The sequence below is a fragment of the Brevibacterium sp. OS20 genome (assembly GCF_056837565.1).
The window spans coordinates 754,409-780,395 of record NZ_CM166367.1 but is presented as its reverse complement, the minus strand read 5'-3'; the positions used below and the strand labels follow the sequence as shown (position 1 = coordinate 780,395).

Here is a 25,987-nt window from a genome sequence, read left to right as displayed (position 1 = left end):
GAGCAGACGATGCCCGCCGCGGCGCTCGCCCACGGGACCGTACTCACTCGGGAGCGTCAGATCGCCGAGGCGGCTCCGCCGTCACGCACCACCCCGACTCGCCGAGGAGGTCCTTCCCTAGCGCGCGATCCCGGACCATCCGCCGCGTCTCCCCCGTTCGGCGAGGATCTGCTCGCGGAGGATGTCCGCGTGCCCGCAATGTTGGGCGAGCTCCCGCAGGACATGGAGAAGCACCCATCGCAGCGGCATCGGCCCGGCCCGATGACCGGTGAGCACGGAATCGAGGTCCATCCCCTCGATCGCCGAATGCGAGCGCTCCACGGCGGCCTGGTAGTCAGCCGAGACGCTGGCGATCGTGTCCGAGGAGTCGAGGAGGAAGGAGTCTTTTGAGTCGTGAGGCAGCCCGTAGTCGACCCGGCTCCGACCGGTGACTGCTTCACCGAACCAGACTGTTTCGACGAACACCGCGTGTTTGAGCAGAGACAGGAGGCGGGTTCTGCTCGGTACCAGGGATCGCCTCGCTTCGTCTTCGCTCAGGTCGTCGAGGGTCCCGAGCAGATGCTGTCGGTGTTCGTCGATGAACGCTGTGAACTGTGCGGCCAGGTCGGCCTCTCGCATGGCGAAAGTGCTGTTGGCGTCGACTCCGTTGCCTGTCATGTCCCCACTGTAGAGCCGCCTCGGCGAGGGAGGACCGACCTGATCGACGACTCGCCCGAAATCGCAGGGGATCAGCATCCTTGTCCGCCACGTCCCCCACCCCTATGCTGAAGTGACCCACGTACACCGTCGTTCGGGCAGGAGCCTTGGCATTGTCGCCGGAGCCGTCGACTTCAGGGCATCACCGCTCAGAGGAGGTCGCTCATGTCCACCACGTCAATGCATCCGGCCACGAGTGCTTCGCAGAACCAGCCCGAGAGCCAGTCGCAGTCCCCCGCGCTGCCCTACGCCCGCCGCCGCGATCAGCTCGTCGGCTCCGTCATCGATGCCTCCACCACGGTGCTCGCCCAATATGACCATGACATCGTCAAGTTCGGCATGGGTGCGCCGGCACCGGACATGCTCCCGGCCGCGGACTTCGCCCGCATCGCCTCGGACGTCTTCTCCCCGGAGAACTTCACCTACGGGGAGACGAAGGGCGAGCCCATCCTCATCGAAGCCCTCCACGACTACCTCGCCGCCACCGAACAGATCCCGCCCGAACAGCAGGGGAACCGCGACCGTCTCCTCATCACCTCCGGCGGCATGCAGGGACTCGATCTCGGGTTCAAACTCTTCGTCACCCCCGGTGACCTCGTCGCCTGTGAGTCGCCGACCTATACGAACGGTTCGGCGACGGCCATGAGCTATGAGGCGGAGATCCTCGAGATCCCCGTCGACGAAGAAGGCATGCAGATCGACGTCCTCGAGGAGCGCACACAGCGCACCGGGCGCGCCCCGAAGGTCATCTACACCGTCCCGACCTTCCAGAACCCCGCTGGCGTGACCATGTCGCTGCCGCGTCGCGAGCGCCTCCTCGAGTTCGCCCACCGCCACCGGTCGGTCATCATCGAGGACAACCCGTACGGAATGCTGCGCTTCGAAGGTCAGTCCCTGCCCGCGCTGAGCGACCTCAGCCCGAACGATCCCCTCATCTTCGGGGTGCGTACGTTCTCGAAATTCGTCGCCCCGGGTCTGCGGGTCGGCTGGATCGACGTCGATCCCGAGGTCCGCGAGCTCGCTGTCAACGCCAAGCAGACGATGGACTCCTGCGCCCCCGTCCCCAACCAGCACCTCATCGCCCGGTGGCTGGCCGAAGGCGGCGCCGACTCGCACGTCGAGGTCCTGCGCACGGCCTACCGCGAGCGGAAGATTGCGATGTCAGAAGGACTGGAGAGGCTCTTCCCCGGAGAGATCCGAGCCACCGATCCCGACGGCGGATTCTTCCTGTGGGTGACCTTCGAGGACGAATCCATCAACACCGAAGACCTCATGACCACCGCACTCGAGGAAGGTGTGGCCTACATTCCCGGTCCTGCGTTCTCGCCGGCCGGGAACTTCTCGAACGCGCTGCGCCTGTGCTTCGCCTCGGCAGCCCCCGATCGCATCGACGATGGCCTGCAGCGCCTCCGCCGTGCCGTCGACCGCTACCGCGCAGAGCGCTGATCACCAGGACGACACCTTCGCCGAGGCGGCTCCGACCTCGCCCGACCACGACGTCCGAGCGCTCCCGAACCGACGACCCCGCCTCGACCGAACAGGCGGGCGCGGCCGCCTGTTCGGCGACCGTTTTCAGACCTCGCCGAGGCGGCCGATCCATTGGATGAGGAGCTGAGTCTCCGTTTCGCCCAGGATGTCCGGATTCGCCGCAGCACGTTCGATGACAGCATGACCCAGACGACCGTCGCCCGGTTCGCTCTGTCCGGTTCCGGTGATGGCGGCGAGGACGCCTTCACGGACGCCTGCCGAAAGTTCGGGATCGTTCCTGCCTTGAATGATCAGTCGCAGGGTGACGCCGATATTCGTGGCGAGCACATGAGCGGCCGCCTGCTCGTGGCCAACGACGAGCCGTCCGTCCTGTTCCGCTTTGAGCGTCAGACCGCGCAGAATCTCGCTCGGCTTCGACTGCGCCTCGGGTGAATAGCCGGGTCTGACCTTGCCGTACATGAGGGTGTAGAAACCCGGATTCTCCAGTCCGAAGGCGACGTGAGCATCCCAGCCCAGACGCAGATCCTGAATCGGGTCGCCACCGGATTCGGTCGAGGATTTGGCCGACAGATACATGTCGAAGCCACGCTCCACGACGGCCTCGATCAGTCCCTGCTTGTTGCCGAAGAAATGGTACAGAGTGGGCATCTTGACCCCCGCCGCGTCGCAGACCGCGCGCAGAGAGAAGTCCTCTCCGGGCGTCGCGGCAATGAGGTCGGCGGCCGCTTCGAGCAGGCGGGTCCGTGTATCCGTTTCCTCAACTTCTGTCATATCGCTATATTATAGTGTACCGTCGATATAGTCCGATGTAACAACGATACGGAGGTTGAGACCATGACTGAACAGACTCTGCAAGGCAAGACCATCCTCATCGCAGGAGGCGGGAAGAACCTCGGCGGACTCATCGCTCGACAGGCCGCCGCAGCCGGAGCCGATATCGCCATCCACTACAACTCGGAATCAACGCGCCCGGAGGCCGAAGAGACACTCGCGGCCGTCGAGGCCAGCGGATCGAAGGGCGTTCTGCTCACCGGAGATCTCACCAAGCCCGCCAACGTCGAGAGGCTCTTCGACGATGCCGTCTCCGCGCTGGGGTCCATCGATATCGCGGTGAACACGACTGGCAAGGTTCTGCGCAAGCCCATTGCGGAGACCACCGAAGACGAGTACGACGCGATGTTCGACATCAACGCGAAGGCCGCGTACTTCTTCATCAAGGAAGCAGGCAGACACCTTGCCGACAATGGGAAGATCGTCACCATCGTCACCGCCCTGCTCGCCGCGTTCACCGACGGCTACTCGACCTACGCCGGCGGCAAGAGTCCGGTCGAGCACTTCACCCGAGCCGCGGCGAAGGAGTATGCCGACCGCGGCATCTCCGTCACCGCCATCGCGCCCGGGCCCATGGACACTCCCTTCTTCTACGGTCAGGAGACCCCGGAACGAGTGGAGTTCCACAAATCGCAGGGCATGGGCAACCGTCTGACCCGAATCGAAGACATCGCACCGATCGTGCGATTCCTCGCCACGGAAGGCAGCTGGATCACCGGCCAGACGATCTTCGCCAACGGCGGCTACACCACTCGCTGAGGCGGACACGACACTTCCGTCCCCTGAGCACCCATCCAACAACCACCTCTCGAAACCACAGGAGCACACATGTCAGATCTGCAGATTCCCGAACCCGTCGCCGGCTTCATCGACACCGTCAACGCTCACGATGACCAGGGTTTCCTCGACGCATTAACCTCTGACGGAGTCGTGGATGACTGGGGCCGCGAGTTCCAGGGCCGAGAGGCCATCAAGGCGTGGAGCGACAAGGAGTTCATCGGCGCAACCGGCATCCTCACGCCAGAGGAGGTCACCGTCGACGGAAACGACGTCATCGTCGTCGGCGATTGGCGTTCGACGCATGCCAACGGTCGATCATCATTCGCCTTCATCATCGACGGCGACAAACTGAGCCGGATGACGATCCGCGAAGGCTGAGGCTCGGCGAGCGCTGATACCCCAGCGGGGGCCGTCGGATGCCGGCCATCTTCGGATGCCGGCCATCCGACGGCCCTTTCGCTATGGTCCTGTGGCACAATATTGGTGTCGCGACTGCGCGGCACGGCGGTGGGGCTCGCCGTACCCAACCTCGGAAGCGGAACCTCGGTGTTCGTCTTCGACAACAGTCCCTACCTCGACCGGCTTCAGCATGCCCGAAAGGTAGGAGAGACCATGACCGCCAGCCCCGATCCGATATACGACGGGCCGCCGCGCGCCCGCATCATCCTCGGCGTCGTCCCCGATCAGCCCGCCGAGGTGATCGCCGCCGCCGCGGACTACGCCGCCCACTTCGACGCCGAGCTCGTCTGCGCCCACGTCGACGAATCCCGCTACACCGTTGAGACTCGTCCCGACGGCTCCGTGCTCTCGATGCCCATCGATCCGGACACCACCGACGAGGCAGCCACCGAGTTCGACCCCGAACTCGAGCACCGCATCGCTGCCGCCCTGGAAGGCACGAATGTCGCCTGGTCGACTCGCGCACTGGCCGGGTCACCGGCACAGGAACTCGACCGGCTCGCCGAGGCGCTCAATGCCCGCATGATCATCCTCGGCGTCCGTCGCGCAGGTGTTCGCGGCTCACTGCATGAGTTCTTCAACGGCTCGGTCGCGATCCAGCTGTCGAGGCGCCAGCATCGCCCCCTCGTCGTCGTTCCGCTGGCGACAGGCACCGGCGGCATAGCCAACCCCGAAGCCCCTGCGAAGTCGCCGACCCCGGGCGCCTCCCCCGCTGCCGAGACTCAAGCCGGCGAGGGCGAGCAGTGACCCGGCCGGTCCACCTGCGCCTGTCCTATCTGGGGCTCGCGTTCATCGGCGGCGTACTCGGAACCGCGGCACGCGAGGCGATCAGTCTGAGCCTGCCGCCCCTCGGCGATGTGCCGTGGGCAATCTTCACGGTCAACATCCTCGGGGCGTTCATGCTCGGCCTGCTGTTGGATTCCCTGGCGCGCAGCGGTCCCGATGAAGGGTGGCGTCGCCGAACACGGATCCTGGTCGGCACCGGTTTCATGGGCGGTTTCACCACGTACAGCGCGCTGGCCGCGGATACCGCTGGTCTCCTCGGCGCGGATCCGGGCGGTGCGAGCAGCCCCGGCATCGGTCTTGCCTACGCGGTGGGCACGGTACTCATCGGCGGTCTCGCCACGTTCGCCGGCATCGCCACGGCGACGACGCTGCGTCGAGGAGGTGCCCGATGACCCCGCTGGTCTTCATCGCCCTTGCCGCCGCCGGCGGACTCGGCGCCTCATCACGAATGCTGATCGACGGACTCATCAAGTCCCGCATGAGCACGGCCCTGCCGTGGGGAACGATCATCATCAATGTCTCGGGATCACTCGTGCTCGGCCTGCTGACCGGACTGGCCGGAGCGAACCTGCTTCCGGAAGCCTGGCACCTGGTGCTCGGCACGGGATTCCTCGGCGGCTATACGACGTTTTCGACGGCGAGCTTCGAGACTGTTCGGCTTCTCCAGGAACGTCGCTGGGTCGCCGGCCTGGTCAACGGGCTTGGCACCCTCGTCTTCGCCACGGCGGCCGCGGCGATCGGAATGTGGCTCGGCGGCCTGGCTTAGCTGCGACCGACCGTTCTGGGCTCAGCCACATCTCCACACGCTCACCCTCGGCGAGACGCTGTCCGCACAGACGCCGAACGGCCCATTTGAAGGTGAAGAGCCCATATTCAAATCTGAGCTTTTCACCTTCAACTGGGCCGTCAGCGTATGAGCATTGAGCCGCTCCAGCGACTCTGCCTCAACTCACTTATACGCGCGGTGGTACTGGGCCGGGCGGTAGTCGATGTCGAAGCGCAGTGCGTCGGCGGCGCGCAGCGCGAAGTTCGGATCGCGGAGGTACTCACGGCCCACGAGGATCGCATCGGCCTGGCCGGTGGCCAGAATGTGCTCGCCCTGGAACGGTTCGCTGATGAGGCCGACGGCCGCGGTCGGCAGCCCCGATCCCTGCCGCACGCCGGCGGCCAGAGTCGTCTGGTAGCCGGGACCGACGGGAATCGACGCCATCACATTGCCGCCGGAGGAGACGTCGATGAGGTCGACACCATGTTCCTTGAGCCATCCGGCGACCTCCACTGTGTCGTCGAGCGTGAGCCCACCGTCGGTCCAGTCCGTCGCGGACAGGCGCACGAACACGGGAACGTCTTCGCCCACCTCGGTGCGGGTGGCATCGACGATGTCGAGCAGCAGTCGGGCCCGGTTCTTCAAGGTTCCGCCGTAGGAGTCGGTGCGCGTATTGCTCAGGGGCGACAGGAACTCATGGAGGAGGTAACCGTGTGCGGCGTGGATCTCGACGAAGTCGAACCCGGCCTCGATCGCCCGGCGAGCCGAGGACCGGAAGGCCGCGACCACCTCGGCGATCTCTGTTTCGGTCAGTGCTCGCGGTTCGGCGAGGCCGTCGAAGGCCAGTGCGGACGGAGCCACGGTCTGCCAACCGCCTTCGTCGACGGGCAGGCTGCCGTCGCGGTCGGTTCCCCACTCCGGATAGGTCGAGGCCTTACGGCCGGCGTGGGCGAGCTGGATGCCGGCGGCCGCGCCCTGGGTGTGGAGGAAGTCGACGATGGGGACGAAGGCGTCGCGCTGTTCGTCGTTCCACAGCCCCAGATCCTTGGCCGAGATGCGCGCCTCCGGAGCGACTCCGGTGGCTTCGACGATGACGGCGCCGGCTCCGCCGCGGGCCATCGCACCGTAGTGGACGGTGTGCCAAGGAGCGGGGACCCCGTCAAGAGTCTCGACGGAGTACTGGCACATGGGCGGAACCCAGATCCGGTTGCGGAAGGTCAGCCCGCGCAGAGTGAGCGGTTCGAACAGCAGATGAGACATGACACCTCGTGATCTCGTCGAAAGTCGTTGGTTGGAAGTATGAGATTCTTCGTACTTCGAGTTCGCACTTTACTACGATGAATTTCGTACTACCAAATATTTCGTACAATGGAGAGATGCGGCGCTACCTGTGATCGGTGGCTGTTCAGACGACATCCACCGACGCTGACCGACACGATGGCGAGATGGGAGGATCCAGATGCGCACACTCGACCACCCCAGCAGGGACGAGATGAGACTCGACACCGTCCTGGCCGCCCTCGCCGACCCGGTCCGCCGGACCGTCGCCTGCAAACTCAACGACGCTTTCGGCGATCATGCGTGTGCGACCTTCGAGCTGCCGGTGTCGAAGTCCACGGCGACCTACCACTTCCGCACACTGCGCGAAGCGGGGGTGATCCGCCAGGAATATGAGGGCACGAAGATCATGAATACCCTGCGCAAGGACGATCTCGACGCCCGTTTCCCCGGCCTCCTCGACGCCGTGTTCGCCGCCCAGGACATCGAACGCGCCGAGGCGACCGCCCCCGAATCTCGCGACTGACCCGGCCGCTCCACCTCCAAGCCCGAATTCGCCGATTCGCTTCTGCGCGGACCCTCGTCGAGACGAGCGATCAGGCGCCTCTCCCCGCACGAACAAGCCCCCTCTCCCCCGCTGACGAAAGTTAAGTGGGGCCAGATTGCCCGCTGCTTACGGGCGGTTTCTAGGTTCTAGTGCAACACCCGGTCTGACCAGCACTATCAGACCGGGTGTTTCCACTGAACGAAGGAACACCCCCATGACCACGCACTACAGACGTCCACGGCTGCCCTTCCACGTCCTCGACGAACTCTTCTGGCTCCTCCTCGAAGGCAGACCACGATCAGCGATCGCTGACCACCTCGGCATCAACCTCAACACCGTCACCCGGTGGGCGCGGCGACTCGGCCTGCCCAAAGGCAGGACCGGCAGAATACTGTCCATGCCGACCACCATCGTTGCTGCCCCGGCACCACCACGACCACCTGCCTACCGCCACCTGACGATCGCCGACCGAATGACGATCCAGGCTGGCCTGCAATCAGATCCGCCATTGTCGATGAGAACCATCGCGACTCAACTCGGTGTTGCTCCGTCAACCGTGTCCCGAGAGATCCGCCGCAACCGACTCATCCAATACGACAGAATCAGCCCACACCCGGTCTACAGTGCCGCCGGCGCCCACGGCCGCACCTATGCCCGACAGGCACGCAAGAAACACCGTCGCACACGTCTCGAGGATCCGTGGCTGCGGGCTCACGTGATCAACGGGCTCAACGACAAGTGCTCGCCCGAACAGGTCGCCGGTAGGCTTCGGCGTGACTACCCTGACCGGAAGGACCTGCACGTGAGCCACGAAACGGTCTACCAAGCTCTCTACGTCCAAGGACGCGGATCCCTGCGTCACGAGCTGGCCGTGGTCAAAGCCCTCCGATCGGGACAGACGGGAAGGAAGCCACAGTCGAAGCTGCCGCGTCGGTCCAACCGTCCCTGGCTCGATGGTGCCTTGTTGACCGACCGTCCCTCACAAGCTGCCGACCGCACTGTTCCTGGCCACTGGGAGGGTGATCTCGTCGTCGATTCCCACGCCGGTGGCCTGGTGACCGTCTTCGAACGCCGGTCCCGGTTCTCCTTGATCCGGAAACTGCCGAACAACCGCGAATCGGTCACCGTCACCGGACTAGTCCAGGACATGATCGCTTCCCTGCCGGAAGCGTTGTTCTCGACTCTCACGTGGGACCAGGGTCAGGAGATGGCTGAGCATCTGCGGATCACTGTCGCCACCGATTGCCAGGTGTACTTCTGCGACCCGCACTCACCCTGGCAACGACCGACGAATGAGAACTCCAACGGTCTCGTTCGGGACTACTACCCGAAGGGCACGGTCTTCGATGAGTCGGTTACTGACGAGGAGATCCAGGCGATGCAGGATCAGCTCAACCGCAGGCCGCGGAAGGTCCTCGGGTTCGCGACCCCGGCCGAGGTCCTGGCTGATCTGTTGCATGAGCAGGTAGCCTGAGACCAGCCCACTGTTGCACTAGAACACTGAGCCCACCTCGAGCAGACGAGCAATCTGGCCCCACTTAAGTCGCAATCGGGACGACCGTTGACCTCAACGCGCAGCAGCGGTCGGAACCTGGAACTCAGCCGGGCCGCACCGACACCAGCATCGTAAGCGTGCCCGCCTGAACCACCTCGTCGTTCTGATTGAGCACCTCGACGCGGAAATCGACGATGCCGTCGGACGGGGCGGATTTCGACAGTCGCCGGTCGGTGATCTCGTAGCGCATATGGACCGTCTCACCGAAGAACACGGGAGCGCTGAAGCGCCAGTCCTTGACGCCGAGGAACGCGGCGATCGATTCGTCGAACTCGCCGCTGCGGGTGAGCATGAGTCCGATCGCGTAGGTCAACCCGACCATTCCGTGAGCGATGCGCTGGCCGAACCGGCTCTTCGCCGCGACGGGTTCGTTCGTGTGCAGCGGGTGGAAGTCCCCGGTCAGCTGAGCGAAGGAGACGACGTCGGATTCGGTGATCGTCCTCGCCGGGCTCGTCCACCCGTGCCCGATGGTCAGGTCCTCATAGAAGAGAGTCATTCTGCGCCTCCTTGCGCTCGTTCTTTCAGTTCCATCATCGGATTTCGCAGAGGCGGCTGTAAAGTTCGGTGCACGCATCTCGAGGAAGGCGGCAATCCCTTCGCCCGATTCCTCACCGGCGACAGCCGGGCCTGCCCCGATCGCAGGCGCGGGATGCGGGGCTCAGCTCCTGACCGGCTGCCCCTCCTGCCGGGCCTTGGCCCGACCGCGAGCAAGATCGACCAGTCCGATGATTCCGGCGAAGACGATGACGAGCGCAATGAACCCGAAGCCCGCGACGATGGCGGCGCCGTAGCCGGCCACCGGCTGGACGACGAAGAACACGGCGGTGACGATTGCGATGCCGATGGCCGTGCCCACCCGCTGCCCGGTCTGCATCACACCGCCCGAGCTGCCCGCATACTCGACGGGCACCTCAGCCAGAGTGAGCGTCTGATTCGGGCTGATCGCCATGCCCTGCCCGAGGCCGGTGACCCCGAGTGTGAGGAGCAGCCACCAGATGCTGATCCCCCAGGCCTCATGCGCCAACACGAGGAGCGCCGAGGCGACGACCCCGGTCAGACCGATTGCGACCCCGAGGACGACCATCTTCCGGCCGAAGGTGAGCACGACACGGCCGGCCGCCTGTGCTGCGATCGCCGAGAGCAGCGCCGAGGGCAGACCGACGAGGCCCGCATGGAGGGCGGGGAATCCGAGACCGTTCTGCAAATAGAGCGCGACGATGACCCAGATGCCGGGCATACCGACGAAATACATGGACGTCAGCGACGCCCCGTACGCGAAGCTGCGTGTCCGGAACAGCTGCATGTCGACCATCGGTGATCCGCCTCGGCGGGAGTATCGGTTCTCCCACCGCACCCACAGCCAGACGACGGCGACGCCGACCGGGACGAGGGCGTAGATCCAAGCACCTGCGCTGCGCTCGAGGAAGGGCAGCATGACCAGCAACGTGCCCACGCCGAGCAGAACGAGCCCAACCGGGTCGAAGTCGGCGCGGCGTCGGCCGTGCGAGTCGGAATCGGTGCCGGCGCCGACCCAGGCGCTCCTCGGGAGCCAGAACCGGCCGAGGATGATTGCGGCCAGGGCGATCGGCACGTTGATGAGGAACGCCGAACGCCATCCCCACTCGTCGCCGAGAACAGCGATGAGTCCACCGCCGAGCACGGGGCCGATGCCCACGGAGACACCGACGATCGTGCCGAACATCCCGAAGGCGCGACCGCGCACCTGGCCGTGGAAGTACTGTTGGAGCATCCCCACCCCCTGGGGGCTGAGCAGGCCGGAGCCGAGACCCATGACGACACGGGCGATGTTGAGCACGAGCGGGTCCGGGGACAGTCCCGAGATGAGGGAACCGAGGGCGAAGACACCGACGCCGATGACGAAGAGCCGACCACGGCCGAAGAGGTCACCGGCTCGGCCGGCGGCCACGAGCAGCACGCCGAACGCGAGCGTATACCCCGAGAGCACCCACTGGATCGCCGAATTCGAGGCGCCGATCGAGCGCTGCATGTCGGGGAGGATGACATTGACGATCGAGACGCTCAGCAGCGACATGAACATCGGGACGAGCATCACCGCCAGGATCTTGCGCTGCTCTGCCGTCATGACCGTCTCGGAAACATTACCCATTCATATAGTTCTACGCCGCCCTGGCGACAAGCACAATCGGCCTCCGTGGTGCGTTTGCTCACGCGCCACGAAGGCCGATATGTCCGAAAAAGCTGCGGCGGGCCTACTCCCCGCGGCCGATGGCTTCCACGGCCTTCGGGTCGGACGAGTGCAGGAACTCCTCGATGCGCGTGGCCTCTTCGCCTTCGCCGATCGCTCCGGCGGCACGGCCGAGCGCGTAGAGCGCACGGAGGAATCCGCGGTTGACCTCATGCGAATACGGGATCGGTCCCGCGCCGCGCCAACCGGCAGCGCGCAGGGCGTCGAGTCCGCGGTGGTAACCGACGCGGGCATAGGCATAGGCGTCGACGAGGCGGCCTTCCTGGTGCGCTTCATCCGCGAGTTCTGCCCAGGCCAGGGACGAGGCCGGCAGTGCGGCCGCGACATCGATTGGCTCTTCACCTGCGTCGATGCGTTTGCGAGCGTCGACGTCCGGGTGGTCATCGGGCAGGTAGGTCGGCTGCGGGCCGAGCTGGCTGGCATCCAGATTGCCGATGTGTGACGGGTTGCCGATGGGCTGAGTCATTGCGTCTCCTTCGTAGTCGGGGTCGTAGTCAACATTTTCTCGCCGAGGCGGCTGTCCGCCCCAGCGTCACGTTCAGTTCGGGGCCGCAGTCAGTTCTTCTTCACTTCGGACGGCAGCACCGTGTACGGGTTCGCACTCAGTGCTCCGGTGACCCCGGCGTCGGCGAGCTTCTCGAGCTGCTTCTTGTCCTTGACATCGGTGGCCCAGACGGCCAGATCCGTTTCGGCCCAGGTCGACGCATCATCGGCGCGAACCGCCATTGCCGTGTACCCGCCGGAATCGAGGTCCTCAGCCGAGCTCACCGTGTAGTCCCCGGTGAACATGGCGCCGACTCCCGCATCGGCGGCGGCCCGGGCCACCTCGGGGTCATCGGTGCGCACGAGCGTCGAGTCCTCGAGCTCCGCCTCGGTGATGGTCTTCAATGCCGGGGTTGCCACCTCGGCGGAGTCGATGGCGGGCATGAAAACGGTGTCCCCGCCGAACTCGTCGACGATCTGGTCCCAGGTCATGGGATCGCCGGCACTCGTGTTCTTGCGGGCCGGTTTGATGGTCTGGTCGAGGAATTCGTGTGCGTCGAGCTCGTCGAGGCCCTTCTTCAGGCCCATGTCCTCGGCGGCGGTCTCCGGGTTCGCGGCCACGATCGTGCCGTCGCCCAGAGCGGTGAGTGTGGGCGCGGGCAGGTAGCCGAACTTCACGTTCTCGGTGAAGGCGAGCTTCGAGTTCGCCGGGTACACCGACGATCCACCGTCGAGGGCGCCCACGGCCGGTGGGTTGAGCGAATCGACGGTCAGCTGGTCCTTGGAGCCGAAGATGTTCATCGCGAACACACCCGCGACGAGGAGGACGACGATGGCGCCGGCCCACAGGGGTGCGTTGAATTTCTTCGGCTCGGGACGATCGGGCACGGGAATCCGCTCGCGGGATTCGGGATCGACGCTCGGCAGCGGATCATTGGTGCCGCGGCCGTAGCGGTCCCGGTGGGCCCGGCTCGGTTTCTTCTTGCTCATCGGCTGCTGTCCTTCGTCGTTCCGGCTCCGGTGACGAGTCCCCGGAGGAACCCGGCGCCCCAGCACAGGTGCATGGTCGGCAGGACGATACCGAACCAGAATCGCTCGCGTCGTCCGCAGTCCTTCGCCGCCGAGGCGGTGGCCAGGATTCCGGCGATGTAGCCGAAGCTGGGGACGTGGATGAGGGAGGTGAAGCGGCGGAGGAACTTCGGCCACCGCTTCGTCGATCCGGACAGTTGGAGCAGGGTCTCGATCACGGCCGCGCCCATGCCGAGCACGAGCAGCGGAGGGGCGAAGTAGCGGATGGAGTTCTGCGACCCGTAGCGGCGGATGAGTTCGGCCCGCCAGATTCCGGTGGCCCAGAACTGCTGCGCGATCTTCGACCAGGTGCCGCGCGGCCAGTACGTGACTTCCATGTCCGGGTTGAACCAGATGCGGCCGCCGGCGGAGCGGATGCGCAGGTTGAGTTCCCAGTCCTGACCGCGTTTGATGCCTTCGTCGAATCCGCCGAGGTGGTCGAACACTTCCCGACGGTAGACGCCGAGGTAGGCCGATTCGGCTTCCTGCGCCTCGTCGCCGGAGTGGTAGGCGGGACCGCCGAGGCCGACCGGGGACATGTATGCCCGTGCCACGGCCTTCTGGAAGGAGGTCTTGCCGCGGGCGAGCATGAGTCCGCCGCAGTTCGCGGCCTTCGTCTCGCGCAGAGTGTCGATCGCCTGTCTGGTGTAGTCGGCGCCGAGTCCGGAGTGCGCGTCGACGCGGATGATCACCGGGTGTCGGGTCGCGGCGATCGCGAGGTTGAGTCCGATCGGAGTCGCGGCCTGCGGATTGTCGACAGTCTGGATCCGCGGATCATGCGCAGCCATCGATGCGATGATGGCGTTCGTATCGTCGGTCGAGGGGCCGAGGGCGAGGACGATCTCCTTGTCCCCGTCGTACTCCTGAGCGAGAATCGTGGTGATCGCCTGCTCAATGTGTTCGGCCTCGTTGAGGACCGGCATGATGAAGGAGACACCGGGCTTCTCGTTAAGCGGCGGAAGGCCCTCCGGGGTCAGGATCTCAAGTACTTTCGACACGCCCTCAATCTTCCCACACCCGTGAATGCTCGGCCTTGAGGGGGCGTACAGGTGGGCTCTGTCGAGCTGAGACTTCCTCGTCGCATTCGACCGCACATCCCGACTTCAGGTCACCATCGGACACCAGCACTCGAATCTAGGTCAACACCGGATATTCCTGTTCGCAGAAAGTGTCCGATAGCGACCTGGATTCTGACCGGAACCGAGCGCGACTCGTTCGATCGGCAGGTCGTGCTCTGCGGCGAATTCCACCCAGTGCGCGGTCGGCTTCTCGGCGAAGGTGCGCTCGAGTACGGCCTCCTCGGTGCCGATGTGCGCGGCCAGCACCTTCGCGAAATGGGGCTCGAGGCAGGCGACGGCGATGTGCCCGTCGGACGTCGGGTAGGTCCGATAGAACGGTGATCCCCCGCCGAGGTGGCCTCCGGGTGAGCTCAGACCGTGCCGTGCCGGCCCTGCCGCCCATGCGGCAGCGTCGTCGAGGACGACCCGCTTGACGATGCCGCCGGCGGCACCCAGCTGCTCCTTCTGGCGCAGGCCGGCGAGCGCTTCGAGGGCGGCGTGTTCTCCGCCGAGGACGTCGGCGATGGGCACGGTCGGCATCGTGCCGGGTACGAGTGTGGAATGCGCTGCCTGATAGGTGAGGTCGTGGCCGGGCACATCGGCGCGGTCTCCGGCAAAGCCGACGATCTCGACATGGACAAGCCCATGCTGTTCGACGAGCTCGGGCAGGCCGAGAGCGGCCGCCGCCCGCGGTCTCATCGCCGTCAGCAGCACCTGGGCATCGGCGGCGAGGGCCTCGAGCTCTGCCTTGCCGGTAGGGTCCTTGAGGTCGATTCTGCGGATGTCCTGGCCGACGGTCAGTTCTCGGTAGTACTCGGGCACAGCGGCATCGAGAGGGTCGCCGGTGAGCGGTTCGACCTTGATGACCTCGGCTCCCAGGGCGCTCAATCGGGCGGCGGCCAAGGGGCCGGGCAGGTTCACGGCGAGAGTGATCACCGTGACTCCGTCAAGTGGTTGCTGGTCGGGCACCGCGTCTCCTCGTATTCGGCCATGGAATCGGCTCACAGCACGACTGCTGCACGTCATCGTCTTTCACCGAATGTATTGGAAACTGAAAGAGTGTTCAATAAGCGGCGCCCGATTGTCGTCGGCCCCACATGATCCACCCACCCTCACCAGCGCGGATAACACATCCACCGTCTGCCGGGTTGTGCCGTGCCGCACATTCCCGTACATTCACAACATAGGACATCATACGTCTTACGTGTTGGTTCTATAAGTCAGATGGGACTTCCGCTCGCACTCACGCCCGCGCCGGTCCCCTACGTTCATCCACGTGAGGAGGGAGCATGGACGCTCCGGGACTCGGCGGCCTCAACTGGGCCGTGATCATCATCTACCTCTTGGCCACCCTCGGCATCGGAGTCTGGTTCACCAAGAGAGCAAGCGGAGGAACAGAGGAGTTCTTCAAGGCCAGCGGGCGGATCCCTGCCTGGGCGGCGGGCTTCTCCATCTACGCGACGACGCTGTCGGCGATCACGTATATGTCCACGCCCGAGCAGGCCTTCCTCGCCGACTGGTCCTATGCAGCCGGCAATATCGCGATCTTCGCGATCGTCCCGCTGCTCGTGATCTTCTATATCCCGTTCTTCCGCAAGCTCGACGTCACCACGGCGTACGAGTACCTCGAGGAACGCTTCGGCCCGAGCATCCGCGTGCTCGGCTCGGTTCTCTTCGTCCTCTTCCACATCGGCCGCGTCGCCATCGTCATCTACCTGCCGACACTGGCCATCAGTTCGGTCACCGACATCAACCCGGCGCTCGTCGCCGGAGCCGTCGGCGTGCTCTCGGTCGTCTATACCTTCCTCGGCGGAATCGAGGGCGTCATCTGGTCCGATGTCGTCCAGGGCATCATCCTCCTCGTGGGTGCTGCGGTCATCCTCGTCTTCGGCGTCATGGCCATCGACGGAGGTCTCGTCACGGTCGCCGCCGACGCCGCGGCCGATGACAAGTTCATCTCTGCCGACAACTGGAAGTTCGGCGGAGCGGCAGCGGCCATCCCGATCGTCTTCCTCGGTTCGGTCTTCAACAACCTGCATCAGTACACGGCCAGCCAGGACGTCGTCCAGCGCTACCAGACCACGGATTCGCCGAAGTCGACGGCCCGTTCGCTCATCGTCAACGGCTTCCTCGCCCTGCTGACGATCCCGCTGTTCTATGGCATCGGCACTGTGCTCTACAGCTTCTACCAGCACTCGGAGGCTCTGCCGGAAGGCTTCAACACCTCGGCGCTCGTGCCTTACTTCGCGGTCACCGCTCTGCCGGCCGGTGTCTCGGGTCTGCTCATCGCCGCGATCTTTGCTGCCGCGCAGTCGACGATCTCCTCGAGCCTCAACTCGATCTCGGCCTGCGTGACCGTCGACATCCGCGACCGCTTCTTCCCACCCAAGGACGGCCGGCCTCGCACGGGCGTCGGCTTCTCCCGCGCCGTCATTGTCATCGTCGGTGCCCTGTCCGTCGGGGTTGCGCTCTACCTCTCGGCGACCGATCAGGCCCAGACCTGGGACCTGTTCCTCTCGATCACCGGACTCTTCGGCGTCCCACTGGCCGGCGTCTTCGCCCTCGGTATCTTCACGAAGCGGGCGAACACCTCGGGAGTGCTCGCCGGCCTCCTGCTCGGTGCCGCCCTGGCCTGGGTCGTCCAGGAGCAGGCCGGACTCACACCGTTCGCGGTCTCCACCGTCGCGTTCATCGGCGCCATGGTCTTCGGCTACCTCATCTCCCTGCTCACCGGAGCGATGCAGCGCGGCCGCGGCGACCACGATGTGCTGCCGCTGACGATCTACGGAAAGCGCTCGGCCTACACTCGCCGAGTCCCCACCGAACCTGCCCGGGAGACCGCCGCATCCGTGGCCTCCTCCCTCGCGGTCTCCGCCGACTCTGCCCTGACGAACGGATCGGCTCCGGCCGACCCCGGGGCCGCCTCGGCGAACAATGACAAGTACGACAAGTAAGGACACGACCATGACTGCTGACTTCCACGGAATCATCCCGCCGCTGCTGACCCCGCGCACCACCGACGGTGAGATCGACCGCGCCGGGCTGGCCGCCCTCGTCGACCACCTCGTCGCCGGCGGTGTGCACGGAATCTTCGTCCTCGGGTCCTCCGGCGAGGTCCCGTACCTGACGAACGCCGAGCGTGACCTCGTCCTCTCCACCGCGATCGAGGCCGCCGCCGGCAGGGTGCCCGTCCTCGTGGGCATCAGCGAGCAGACGACGACCCGGGTCCTCGAAGAGGCCGACCGTCTGCTGGCCATCGGCGGTGACGCAGCCGTCGTGACCACGCCGTTCTATGCGCTGTCCGACGCCGCCGAGGTGGAGCGCCATCTGCGCACCGTCGCCGCCCATATCAGCGTGCCCCTGTTCGCCTATGACGTGCCGGTGCGCACGCATATGAAGATGCCGCTCGACGTCCTCGTCCGCCTCGCCGAGGAGGGTGTCATCGCCGGAGTCAAGGACTCCTCTGGCGACGATGTCGGCTTCCGCCGTCTGCTCCTCGCGACGAAGCACCTGCCGGACTTCGCCGTCTTCACCGGCCACGAGGTGGTCACCGACGGTGCGATGCTCGGCGGCGCGGCGGGCATCGTCCCCGGGCTCGGCAACGTCGACCCCGCCGGATATGTGCGCATCTATGATGCAGCGAAGGCCGGCGACTGGCAGGCAGCGGCTGCCGAGCAGGACCGCGTGGCGGCTCTGTTCGACATCACCGGAGCCGCGACCCCGGGACGCGTGTCCGCAGGTGCGGCCGGCCTCGGCGGATTCAAGACCGCCCTGCAGCTCATGGGCGTCATCGGCTCGAACCGGATGGCCGAACCGATGGAAGCACTCAACGCCGATGAGACCGAGCACGTCCGCGAAATCGTCGCCGCCGCAGGACTGCTGTGACCCTGCCCGCCACCGTCGCCGTCGATGTCGGAGGCACGAAGATCCGTGCCGGCTCCGTCATCGACGGCGAACTTGCGCACGTGCGCAGCGTGCCGACTCCCGCGACCGCGGGTGCCCGGGCCGTTCTCGACTCCATCGCCGAGGTGGCCGCCGCCGTCATCGCGGAGACGTCGGGTTCGCGTGGCGCCGGGTCCGCTTCGCGTGGTGCTGTGTCGGATTCGCATGGTGCCGGGTCCACGTCGAGTGCCGCCGAATCCGGAGGCGGGGACGGCTCAGGTTCCGAATTCGCGTGGCGGATCGGCATCGGCGCGGCCGGGGCCATCGACCCTGTGACGGGGACTGTGGTCTCGGCGACGGAGTCGCTGCCCGGATGGGCCGGAACGGACGTGGTCTCCGAACTCTCCGCCCGCACCGACCTACCCGTGCGCGTCGTCAACGATGTGCACGCTCATGCCCTCGGCGAGGCGGCCGCCGGTGCCTCCAGCGGCACTCGGAGTTCGCTGCTCGTCGCGGCGGGCACCGGCATCGGCGGCGGGCTCATCACCGATCGTCACCTGCTCACTGGCAGGAATTCTGCCGCCGGTCACATCGGGCATGTGCCCTCGGCAGCCGCGGCCGGACTGGCCTGCCCGTGCGGCGGCACCGGTCACGTCGAAGCCATCGCTTCGGGCCCGGCTATTCTCGAGACCTACCGGCGACTGGCCTCCGGGATCACCTCTCCCACCCCTGCGCCAGCCCCAACGAACACCCGAGAATTGGCGGTGGCCGCCTCGGCGGGGGATGCATTGGCGCTTCGCGCCTTCGACATCGGGGCGCGTGCCCTCGGCTCGGCACTCGGTGGGATCGTCAACGTGCTCTCCCCCGAGCTCGTCGTCATCGGCGGCGGACTCGCCGATATGGACGAGACCTGGTGGGCACCTCTGCGCGAGGCTTTCGCCGCGGAACTCATCCCCGCCGCCTCCGGAACCCCGCTGGTGAAGGCAGAATTGGGGCAGGACGCCGCGCTCATCGGCGCTGCCGGCCTCTGGAATGACGCGCCTGGCCAGAAGCACTGAGACGCTTCCCTCCCGCCGCACCAACACACTGACGAACTCGCCGAACGGCGAGGAGAACCGCCAGAAGAAGGAGACTCACTGATGCTGTCGAAGACCGAGATCCTCGAGGCGCTGCGGGGACGGCTCATCGTCTCCGCTCAGGCCTATCCCGGCGAGCCGATGCGCGATCCGAGAACGATGGCTCAGGTGGCTGCCTCGGCGGTCAGCGGAGGAGCAGCAGCCGTACGAGTGCAGGGACTCGGCGACATTCAGGCAACACGGTCGGCCGTCGACGCCCCGGTCATCGGGCTCTGGAAAGACGGCAAGGACGGAGTCGTCATCACCCCGACCTTCCAACACGCGTATGCAGTGGCTCTGGCCGGATCCCACATCGTCGCCCTCGACGGGACGCGGCGGGGACGCCCCGACGGACTGAGCCTGGCCGAGACGGTCACTCGCCTCCACGAACAGACGAATGCCCTGGTCATGGCCGATTGCGGCAGCCTCGATGATGCGAAGGCCGCGGTCGAGGCCGGCGCCGACATCATCGGAACTACCCTGGCCGGCTACACCGGCGAACGGGCGAGGACCGAGGGTCCCGATCTCGAACTCATCAGCGCGATCCGAGCGGCCGAGCTGCCTGCGCTGCTCGTCGCCGAGGGCCGCATCCACACCCCGTTGCATGCCGCCGCCGCCCGCTCAGCCGGCGCCGACTCCGTGGTCGTGGGCACCGCGATCACGCATCCCGCGACGATCACCTCGTGGTTCACCGAGGCCGTCGAGGGCTGAGCTCGGGAGCCAACGGCCCAAGTCAAGTTCGCAGGTAAGCGGCCCGGGCTGAGTTCGCCAGCTGCCTGCCCGGGCCGAAATCGTTCAGAGGCTCTGCCACTCGGGCTTGTTCTCGTACGCGTGGCGGTAATAGTCGCCGAGCTGCAGCCGCGACGCCGCCGCATCATCGAGCATGACAGTGACATGCGGGTGCATCTGCAGCACGGTCGCGGGCCACATCGCCGAGATCGGCCCCTCGACCATCTGATGCACCGCCTCGGCCTTGTTGCCTCCGGTCGCGACGAGCACGAGATGCTTCGCCTCCATGATCGTGCCCAGACCCTGGGTCAAGCACAGCTTCGGCACCTGCTCGACGTCGCCGTCGAAGAACCGCGCATTGTCGAGCCGCGTCTGGTGCGTCAGGGATTTCACCCGTGTCCGCGAGGCCAGGGACGATCCGGGTTCGTTGAACGCGATGTGACCGTCGCTGCCGATCCCGAGGATCTGCAGGTCAATCCCGCCCGCCTCAGCGATCCTCCGTTCATAGTCCGCCGAGGCGGCCGCCAGGTCATCGGCGGATCCCTCGGGACCGTGGACGGCCCCCTCGGCGAAATCGACGCGAGTGGCGATCTCGGCGTCGATGACGTTGCGATAGCGCTGCGGATGTTCGTCGGCGATGCCGACGTATTCGTCGAGCATGAACGCCTGCGCGTGGGCGAAGGACAGATCCTCGTTCTTGTGGCGGGTGGTCAGCTCGTCGTAGATGCGCAGTGGGCTCGAGCCGGTCGCCAGCCCGATGACCGGTGCAGCCTCGGTGCGCAGCAGCTCCTCGATCGCGTCGGCGGCGAGCTCCGCCAGCGTGTATTCGTCGGCGATGACGACTTCCATGTGGTCTCCTTCGGCGTTCTGCGCTCTATAGTCTGCGTTCGGCGCTGCCCCAATCGGCGGCGTGGGCGTTGTTCTTCAGTCAATCATTTCTGTTCGAGGGCTCGCATGATCGGCTCATAGTGGGCGGTGATCGCGGCGCGAAAGGCTTCGGCGTCGCCGGATTCTGCCGCTTCGAGCATGAGGCCGTGGGCACGTGCGGTCTGCTCCAGGTCGGCGGCCACGGCGACGTTGAGTTTGGGCAGGACGGCAGTGTGCACATCCCAGAACGCCGCGACGAGTTGGCCGACGAGCGAGTTTCCGAGTTTCGCGAGCAGTCCCGTGTGAAAGGCGCGATCCTGCTGCGGGAAGGTCTTGCCGTCAGCGGCGAGCGCGGTCATCTCGTCGACCAGGTCCTTGAGCTCGGAATTCTCCGTGCCGTTGAGGGCGTGGACGATCTGCTCGGACATTCCGTGGTCGAGGGCCTTGCGCACTTCGACGACATCGCGCAGTGCGTCGAGGTCGTCACCGGGGCTGAGGACGCCTCGGAAGACGAGGGCTTCGACGAGCGCGTCGAGCGTCATCTCGCCGACGTAGGTGCCATGACCGTGCCGGACGTCGACGATGTCGAGGGTCGAGAGCTTGCGGATGGCTTCCCGGACGTTCGAGCGCGAGACGCCGAGGCGGGTGCACAGTTCGCCTTCGGTCGGCAGCAGGTCTCCGGGATGCAGACCATCGGAGAGGATGAGATCCTTGATTCTGTCGGAGGTCGTCACTTTCCGTCCGGTCCCTGTCGGCTCCGCCATGATCACCTTCTGCTGGTCGTTCCACGCTGATTCTCCAGTATACATCTGACATCAGATGTGTCGGCAGTCGCTCTTCGATGTCGAGACGCTTGGACCGTGACGTCAACCGGCCTTGGCATATGCGGATGCCGTCCCGGCTACTAGGGTGGTAGTCACAGGCGGTCGCTCGGCGGCCGAAATCTACGACGCATTGGAGCACCCATGACTGGATTGGTGGCCACATTCGCCATAATCATCGTCATCCTCATCATCGCCGTTCTGCTTTTCGGCAAGCTGCGCACCAGCATGTTCTTCACGGTGAAGACGCAGGAGAACGTCATCGTCGAGCGATTCGGCAAATTCAAGAAAGTGGCGAAGCCGGGACTGAACACGAAGGTGCCGTTCATCGAGACGACGAGCCGGCCGATCTCGCTGCGCGTCCAGCAGCTCGAGGTCAACATCGAGTCGAAGACGAAGGACAACGTCTTCGTCACGGTTCCCGTCGCCGTCCAGTACGTCGTCGAAGAGAACAATGTCGCCGACGCCTACTACAAGCTGGCGAACTCCGAGGAGCAGATCCGCTCCTACGTCTTCGACACCGTTCGTTCGGCTCTGTCGGGCCTGACTCTGGACACGGCGTTCGAGTCGAAGGACGATATCGCGGAGAACGTCGAGGGCCGGCTCTCGGAATCGATGAAGCGCTACGGCTTCAAGATCGTCAGCAGCCTGGTCACGGATATCACCCCGGACCCGAAGGTCCGCGATTCGATGAACTCGATCAATGCCGCACAGCGTGACCGCGTCGCCGCTCAATCGCTCGCCGAGGCGGACAAGATCAAGCGCGTCACCCAGGCTCAGGCGGAGTCCGAGGCGATGCGCCTCCACGGCGAGGGTGTCGCCGCTCAGCGCAAGGCGATCGCGACGGGTATCGCCGAGCAGTATGCGAAGCTGCAGGAGGTGGGCATCGACAAGACGGCCGAGCAGCTGCTGATGATGACCCAGTACTTCGACACCATGCAGAACGTCGCCCAGGAGGGCCGGTCGAACGTGCTGTTTATGCCCTCGAACCCGGGCGGCCTGGGCGAGATGGGCCAGGAGATCCGCAACGCCCTGTTCGCCGCCAACGCCGCCGAGGATGGAGCGACCTTCACGGCACCCGAGAGCCGGTACACCTCGAGCCACCGCTCCGAGCGGGCCAGCGTTCCCCCTCAGCCGTCCAACCCGCCGAGCACGGGCGGCTCCGATGGTTCCGACGGCTCGGGTCATGACGGTCAGTCAGGTGGCCCCGGAGGTTCCGGCCAGTCGCTCGGCCAGTCCGTTCGGTCGGCAGCCCAGTCGGCTCAAGCGGCAGCTCAGCAGTGGAAGAACTCCAAGCAGAATCCACCGCAGTGACCCAGGGCAGAGCCAGGCTGCCGAAGCGCCGCCGAAGCTGCCCGAACGCCACCGCACGACACCGAGTGCCGGCGAACGACTGAGGCACCACACAGCGGAGGGGCGGGCGAAGAGAGATCTTCGCCCGCCCCTCCGCTGTGTTCACCTCGATCCCCGTTCATCCGACTTCTGATAATCAGTTGTGCCCAATTGAATTGTGTGCAACCATTTAGTTATGAATACGCTCGACCTCGACCGACAGCTCTGCTTCGCCCTCTACTCGGCGTCGCGTGCAATGACCGCGTCATACAAGGATCTGCTGGCCGAGCTCGGCATCACCTATCCGCAGTATCTGGTGATGCTTGTGCTGTGGGAGGAGGATTCCGCGCCCGACGGCGTGACCGTCAAACACCTCGGTGAGCGTCTGCAGCTCGATTCGGGCACGCTGTCTCCGCTGCTGTCGCGGCTGGAATCGCTCGGCTACGTCACCCGTCACCGCTCCGCCGAGGACTCGCGCAGTGTGTTCATCCGCCCCAGCGCCGAGGGCGCCGCAGCCAAGGAGCGCGCCGAGTGCGTTCCGGCTCGCATCGGTGAGCGCACGCAGCTCGACCCCGCCGCGATGCCCGAGCTGCTCGAGACCCTGCGCACTCTGACGAGGAACCTGCGCGGAGATCCCGCGGCCGTCACCGACTCGACTGCGGCCCGCTGACGGCCCCGATGCGAGACCGATCAATGCCCTGCCCCAGAGCGCACGTCCAGCCCAGATAGCTCTACCAACCCACAAAACCCTACTAACCCACAACGCACCGCCAACGGAAGGAAGAATCATGAAGGCTCTCTACACTGCAGAGGCACTGGCTACCGGCGAAGGCCGCGACGGCCACGGTCGCACAAACGACGGAAAGGTCGACGTCGATCTCGCCACACCCGCGGAGATGGGCGGCAGCGGCAACGGCACGAATCCCGAGCAGCTCTTCGCGGTCGGCTACGCGGCCTGCTATCACTCGGCGCTGCGCCTCGTGGCCGGTCAGGCCAAGGCGAACGTCGACGACTCTGCGGTCGGCTCACGAGTGAGCATCGGCAAGAACAATGAGGGCGGGTTCCAGCTCGCTGTCGAACTCGAGGTCACCCTCCCGCACCTCGACAAAGCCGAGGCACAGGCCCTGGCCGACAAGGCCCACCAGGTCTGCCCGTACTCGAATGCCACCCGCGGCAACATCGACGTCACCATCACCGTCACCGACGACTGAGTTCCGACCGCGTCTGCCTGGCATGGGCGGCAGTCCTCCGCTGGCCAACCGACGGCCGCCGGCGCCCGACCACCTGTGGCACACGGCCTGGAGCGGAACGCAATCAGCAACCGACACACAGTTGAGGGGCGGGCGAAGATCACTCTTCACCCGCCCCTCAGCCGTATTCGGCCGCCTCGGCGACAATTCCGAGTCGGCGATGGCTCACCGACGAGGCGTCAGCGCTTGGCCATGGCCTCGAGCGCGGACTTCTCGACCGCCTCGGCGACGGCCGGAGCGACACGCGAATCGAGCGCACCGGGCACGATGTAACCGGGCTCGAGATCATCGCCGACGAGATCGGCGATCGCACGAGCGGCGACGAGCTTCATATCGTCGGTGATCTCGTTGGCATCGGCGTCGAGCGCGCCGCGGAAGATTCCGGGGAACGCGAGGACGTTGTTGATCTGGTTCGGGAAGTCGCTGCGCCCGGTGGCCACCACGGTGGCGTACTTGGCTGCGACGTCGGGGGCCACCTCGGGGTTGGGGTTCGACAGGGCGAAGATGATCGCATCGTCGGCCATGTTCTCCAGATGCGCCTCGTCGATGGTGCCGCCGGAGACGCCGATGAAGGCATCGGCACCGTCGAGGGCTTCGCCGATCCCACCGGAGATTCCGCGCGGGTTCGTCGACTCAGCGAGGAACTGCTTGGTCTCGGTGAGGTCGGAGCGGCCGGATTCGACGACTCCCTTGGAATCGAGGACCACGATGTCCTTCACGCCGGCGTCGGCGAGGATCTTCACCACGGCCACTCCGGCAGCACCGGCGCCGGAGACGACGACGCGGACGGACTCGAAGGACTTCTTCACCACGCGCAGAGCATTCGTCAGCGCGGCGAGGACGACCACGGCGGTGCCGTGCTGGTCATCGTGCATGACGGGAATGTCGAGGGCTTCCTTGACCCGGTCTTCGATCTCGAAGCAGCGCGGAGCCGAGATGTCCTCGAGGTTGATCGCACCGAAGGTCGGGGCCATGCGGACGATGGTTTCGACGATCTCGTCCGTGTCATTGGTGTCGAGTACGATCGGAATCGCATTCAGCCCGGAGAAGGACTTGAACAGGGCGCACTTGCCCTCCATCACCGGCAGCGAGGCGGCCGGACCGATGTCACCGAGGCCGAGCACAGCCGACCCGTCAGAGATGACCGCGACGAGCCGGCCGGTCCACGTGTGCGTGCGCGCCAGCTGCGGTTCGTCCTTGATCGCGGTGCAGACCTTGGCCACGCCCGGGGTGTACGCGATCGAGAGGTCGCGCTGGGTCTCGAGCGGTGAGGTGAGCTCGGCGGAGAGCTTGCCGCCTTCGTGCGCCTCGAAGATCTCGGCGTCGGTGATCGGGCCCTTCGAGCCCTGGTCGGAGGCGGCGGAGCTGTGAGCGGTGGTCGTCATGGTTGATCCTCGTGGTTGATGCGGCGGCGGTTCGTGAGCTTACGAAGCTCGTGAGCACTCGGTTGGGCGAGCACTCCGTTCGATGATCGGATCATCGGTGCAGCCGGCAGTGATCGTCTGGACGTCGGCCGGCGCGGACACGGTCGACCGTGAGCGCAGGCGATGGTCTGGGCGAAGAACTGGTCACCAGTGAAGGATGGTGCGGTGACGTCGACGCGGCCCGCGACATGACCCTAGGTGAAGGGCGACGCGGTTGCGCGCAGTGCGGATACGGCTCGCATGAGGCGAGTACCGACCTCATGGGTCGCATCCGACAACTCGATCATCATAACCGATGCTGTGACCCGTTTCACCCAAAAATCCGGCCCCCACCGAGGTTGTCCCGCCGTTCCGGTGGCATGTTCTCCAGACCTTTGGACCGACGCAGAACAGCCCCTGACCTGGCCGAACAAGGCCGAACGTCCTCATGTCAGCACCGAGTGCAATGATGAGTAGAGAATCAATCCACTATCAATATGCCATCGAAACTTATTCGAATCTTTTTTCTTTTTACTATTGTGAATGTCAGATTGACCGGCTAAGAT

Annotated in this window: 27 protein-coding genes; 15 read left to right on the top strand and 12 right to left on the bottom strand. The window is 65.6% G+C overall.

The window, feature by feature from the left end:
* Positions 1-117: 117 nt before the first annotated feature.
* Positions 118-657, bottom strand: a complete 540-nt coding sequence (locus tag ACVZTU_RS03325; protein WP_229664162.1) for a DinB family protein — start codon at positions 655-657, stop codon at positions 118-120.
* Positions 658-861: 204 nt separating this feature from the next.
* Here ACVZTU_RS03325 and ACVZTU_RS03320 point away from each other — a divergent pair, with 204 nt between their 5' ends.
* Positions 862-2,142, top strand: coding sequence for an aminotransferase-like domain-containing protein (locus ACVZTU_RS03320; protein WP_482401410.1), 1,281 nt, complete (start codon positions 862-864; stop codon positions 2,140-2,142).
* Between the two features lie 126 nt (positions 2,143-2,268).
* Here ACVZTU_RS03320 and ACVZTU_RS03315 read toward each other — a convergent pair whose 3' ends face one another.
* Complete coding sequence (locus tag ACVZTU_RS03315; protein ID WP_482401409.1) at positions 2,269-2,955, bottom strand: TetR/AcrR family transcriptional regulator; 687 nt, start codon at positions 2,953-2,955, stop codon at positions 2,269-2,271.
* Between the two features lie 63 nt (positions 2,956-3,018).
* Between ACVZTU_RS03315 and ACVZTU_RS03310 the strand changes: the two genes are divergently transcribed.
* From ACVZTU_RS03310 to crcB, 5 genes are all read left to right on the top strand, one after another.
* Positions 3,019-3,774, top strand: coding sequence for an SDR family oxidoreductase (locus ACVZTU_RS03310; protein WP_482401408.1), 756 nt, complete (start codon positions 3,019-3,021; stop codon positions 3,772-3,774).
* A gap of 69 nt (positions 3,775-3,843) precedes the next feature.
* Positions 3,844-4,173, top strand: a complete 330-nt coding sequence (locus ACVZTU_RS03305) for a nuclear transport factor 2 family protein (RefSeq protein WP_482401407.1) — start codon at positions 3,844-3,846, stop codon at positions 4,171-4,173.
* 234 nt (positions 4,174-4,407) lie between these two features.
* Positions 4,408-5,001, top strand: a complete 594-nt coding sequence (locus ACVZTU_RS03300; RefSeq protein ID WP_482401406.1) for a universal stress protein — start codon at positions 4,408-4,410, stop codon at positions 4,999-5,001.
* Positions 4,998-5,432, top strand: a complete 435-nt coding sequence (locus tag ACVZTU_RS03295; protein ID WP_482401405.1) for a fluoride efflux transporter FluC — start codon at positions 4,998-5,000, stop codon at positions 5,430-5,432. Before ACVZTU_RS03300 ends, ACVZTU_RS03295 begins: the two co-directional genes overlap by 4 nt.
* Positions 5,429-5,806, top strand: a complete 378-nt coding sequence (gene crcB, locus ACVZTU_RS03290) for a fluoride efflux transporter CrcB (protein ID WP_139469893.1) — start codon at positions 5,429-5,431, stop codon at positions 5,804-5,806. Before ACVZTU_RS03295 ends, crcB begins: the two co-directional genes overlap by 4 nt.
* 183 nt (positions 5,807-5,989) lie before the next feature.
* Here the strand turns inward: crcB and ACVZTU_RS03285 are convergent, their stop codons facing one another.
* Positions 5,990-7,066, bottom strand: a complete 1,077-nt coding sequence (locus ACVZTU_RS03285) for an NADH:flavin oxidoreductase/NADH oxidase (RefSeq protein ID WP_139469892.1) — start codon at positions 7,064-7,066, stop codon at positions 5,990-5,992.
* A gap of 199 nt (positions 7,067-7,265) precedes the next feature.
* On the opposite strand from ACVZTU_RS03285, the gene ACVZTU_RS03280 reads away from it, so the two are divergent.
* A complete protein-coding gene (locus tag ACVZTU_RS03280) occupies positions 7,266-7,610 on the top strand; it encodes an ArsR/SmtB family transcription factor (protein ID WP_139469891.1) in 345 nt (114 codons plus the stop codon).
* 235 nt (positions 7,611-7,845) lie between these two features.
* The gene (locus ACVZTU_RS03275) at positions 7,846-9,105 is read left to right on the top strand and encodes an IS30 family transposase (protein ID WP_139470450.1); all 1,260 of its coding nucleotides are present in this window, start codon (positions 7,846-7,848) and stop codon (positions 9,103-9,105) included.
* 124 nt (positions 9,106-9,229) lie between these two features.
* On the opposite strand, the gene ACVZTU_RS03270 is transcribed toward ACVZTU_RS03275, so the two are convergent.
* The 6 genes from ACVZTU_RS03270 to ACVZTU_RS03245 all read right to left on the bottom strand — a co-directional run bounded on the left by ACVZTU_RS03270 (position 9,230) and on the right by ACVZTU_RS03245 (position 14,991).
* Complete coding sequence (locus ACVZTU_RS03270; protein WP_482401404.1) at positions 9,230-9,682, bottom strand: MaoC/PaaZ C-terminal domain-containing protein; 453 nt, start codon at positions 9,680-9,682, stop codon at positions 9,230-9,232.
* Between the two features lie 162 nt (positions 9,683-9,844).
* On the bottom strand, positions 9,845-11,314 hold the full coding sequence (locus ACVZTU_RS03265; protein WP_482401403.1) for an MFS transporter: 1,470 nt from the start codon (positions 11,312-11,314) through the stop codon (positions 9,845-9,847).
* 103 nt (positions 11,315-11,417) lie between these two features.
* Positions 11,418-11,879 (bottom strand): DUF3151 domain-containing protein, encoded by a 462-nt coding sequence (locus ACVZTU_RS03260; protein ID WP_482401402.1) that lies wholly within the window; start codon positions 11,877-11,879, stop codon positions 11,418-11,420.
* 89 nt (positions 11,880-11,968) lie between these two features.
* Complete coding sequence (locus ACVZTU_RS03255) at positions 11,969-12,886, bottom strand: hypothetical protein (protein ID WP_482401401.1); 918 nt, start codon at positions 12,884-12,886, stop codon at positions 11,969-11,971.
* The gene (locus ACVZTU_RS03250) at positions 12,883-13,962 is read right to left on the bottom strand and encodes a glycosyltransferase family 2 protein (protein WP_482401400.1); all 1,080 of its coding nucleotides are present in this window, start codon (positions 13,960-13,962) and stop codon (positions 12,883-12,885) included. Before ACVZTU_RS03250 ends, ACVZTU_RS03255 begins: the two co-directional genes overlap by 4 nt.
* A gap of 141 nt (positions 13,963-14,103) precedes the next feature.
* Positions 14,104-14,991, bottom strand: a complete 888-nt coding sequence (locus tag ACVZTU_RS03245) for a CoA transferase (RefSeq protein ID WP_482401399.1) — start codon at positions 14,989-14,991, stop codon at positions 14,104-14,106.
* Positions 14,992-15,311: 320 nt separating this feature from the next.
* On the opposite strand from ACVZTU_RS03245, the gene ACVZTU_RS03240 reads away from it, so the two are divergent.
* The 4 genes from ACVZTU_RS03240 to ACVZTU_RS03225 all read left to right on the top strand — a co-directional run bounded on the left by ACVZTU_RS03240 (position 15,312) and on the right by ACVZTU_RS03225 (position 19,730).
* A complete protein-coding gene (locus ACVZTU_RS03240; protein ID WP_139469885.1) occupies positions 15,312-16,976 on the top strand; it encodes a sodium:solute symporter family protein in 1,665 nt (554 codons plus the stop codon).
* A gap of 10 nt (positions 16,977-16,986) precedes the next feature.
* Entirely contained in the window at positions 16,987-17,907 is a 921-nt protein-coding gene (locus tag ACVZTU_RS03235; RefSeq protein ID WP_139469884.1) for a dihydrodipicolinate synthase family protein, read from the top strand.
* A complete protein-coding gene (locus ACVZTU_RS03230; protein WP_482401398.1) occupies positions 17,904-18,962 on the top strand; it encodes an ROK family protein in 1,059 nt (352 codons plus the stop codon). The genes ACVZTU_RS03235 and ACVZTU_RS03230 overlap by 4 nt, the downstream gene beginning before the upstream one ends.
* A gap of 81 nt (positions 18,963-19,043) precedes the next feature.
* Positions 19,044-19,730, top strand: a complete 687-nt coding sequence (locus ACVZTU_RS03225) for an N-acetylmannosamine-6-phosphate 2-epimerase (protein WP_139469883.1) — start codon at positions 19,044-19,046, stop codon at positions 19,728-19,730.
* Between the two features lie 84 nt (positions 19,731-19,814).
* Here ACVZTU_RS03225 and nagB read toward each other — a convergent pair whose 3' ends face one another.
* Positions 19,815-20,597: a glucosamine-6-phosphate deaminase gene (nagB, locus tag ACVZTU_RS03220; protein WP_139469882.1), complete on the bottom strand. Its 783-nt coding sequence runs from the start codon at positions 20,595-20,597 to the stop codon at positions 19,815-19,817.
* Positions 20,598-20,680: 83 nt separating this feature from the next.
* The gene (locus ACVZTU_RS03215) at positions 20,681-21,379 is read right to left on the bottom strand and encodes a FadR/GntR family transcriptional regulator (protein ID WP_139469881.1); all 699 of its coding nucleotides are present in this window, start codon (positions 21,377-21,379) and stop codon (positions 20,681-20,683) included.
* A 201-nt stretch (positions 21,380-21,580) separates the two neighbouring features.
* Here ACVZTU_RS03215 and ACVZTU_RS03210 point away from each other — a divergent pair, with 201 nt between their 5' ends.
* The 3 genes from ACVZTU_RS03210 (at position 21,581) to ACVZTU_RS03200 (ending at position 23,979) form a co-directional block, all read left to right on the top strand.
* Positions 21,581-22,750 (top strand): SPFH domain-containing protein, encoded by a 1,170-nt coding sequence (locus ACVZTU_RS03210; protein WP_248284078.1) that lies wholly within the window; start codon positions 21,581-21,583, stop codon positions 22,748-22,750.
* A gap of 214 nt (positions 22,751-22,964) precedes the next feature.
* Positions 22,965-23,438 (top strand): MarR family winged helix-turn-helix transcriptional regulator, encoded by a 474-nt coding sequence (locus ACVZTU_RS03205; RefSeq protein WP_139469880.1) that lies wholly within the window; start codon positions 22,965-22,967, stop codon positions 23,436-23,438.
* Positions 23,439-23,556: 118 nt separating this feature from the next.
* A complete protein-coding gene (locus ACVZTU_RS03200) occupies positions 23,557-23,979 on the top strand; it encodes an organic hydroperoxide resistance protein (RefSeq protein ID WP_139469879.1) in 423 nt (140 codons plus the stop codon).
* A 218-nt stretch (positions 23,980-24,197) separates the two neighbouring features.
* On the opposite strand, the gene ACVZTU_RS03195 is transcribed toward ACVZTU_RS03200, so the two are convergent.
* Complete coding sequence (locus ACVZTU_RS03195) at positions 24,198-25,403, bottom strand: NAD(P)-dependent malic enzyme (protein ID WP_482401397.1); 1,206 nt, start codon at positions 25,401-25,403, stop codon at positions 24,198-24,200.
* Positions 25,404-25,987 lie beyond the last annotated feature (584 nt).